The organism is Streptomyces sp. P5F9 (genome assembly GCF_057961495.1).
The window spans coordinates 1-769 of the sequence record NZ_JBXVPZ010000505.1 but is presented as its reverse complement, the minus strand read 5'-3'; the positions used below and the strand labels follow the sequence as shown (position 1 = coordinate 769).

The following is a 769-nucleotide window of genomic DNA, read 5'->3' as shown; positions in this document are numbered from 1 at the left end:
GGGGGGGGGGGGGGGGGGGGGACGGGACGGCGAATTCGTTCGGGTCGCAGGGCGGAGCCTTGGGCAAGCGCGTCGGCCTGCTCCCGGGTGTGCGCGCAAGGTGGCCCACATTCCCCCTGTGGAGCGGCAGTTGGCACTTGTGGAGCTGACTGCCGAATGCCCCGGAATGTCCGACGAGGAACTGTTCAAGCAGGCATGTGATTTCTTCGGATGGAAGCGGCTTGGCCAGGAGATCAGGGCCGCTTTCGACTCTGACCTGAGCTCGTTGTTCGGGCAGGGGAGGCTGAGTGGGACGCGAGAAAGGATCACCAGTGGTACAGGGTGACCTGTGAAGTTGAACTGCGCGGAAAGGGGCTGGACTTGGTGGGTCCGAAACTGTCCGGACCGGCGTCTGCGGGTGGTACCGCGTTCGTGACGCACATGGTGACCCATGGCTGGCGGCAGATGGCTTCCGAGTCGGACGTGCAGGCCACGGGGTCCGTCCAGTGACCATGGACGACGAGACGTTTCTCGGCGGAGTCGCGGACCTTCTCGCCGAGTTACCGGCCGTGCGAGCCGTAGCCCTCGGCGGCTCCCGTGCCCAAGGCACCCACCGCCCCGACAGCGACTGGGACTTGGCGGTCTACTACCGCGGGTCCTTCGAACCCTCCGACCTCCGCGAACTCGGCTGGGACGGCGAGGTCTCCGAGGTCGGCGGGTGGGGTGGCGGGGTCTTCAACGGGGGTGCCTGGCTGACGATCGACGGGCGGCGCGTCGACGTGCACTATCG

The 769-nt window shown here is 67.4% G+C and carries 1 protein-coding gene; it reads left to right on the top strand.

The features are described from left to right. Window positions 1-491: 491 nt before the first annotated feature. Window positions 492-769, top strand: a 278-nt coding sequence (locus tag AC31A1_RS43845; protein WP_489658668.1) for a nucleotidyltransferase domain-containing protein, incomplete at its 3' end; no start/stop codon positions are given.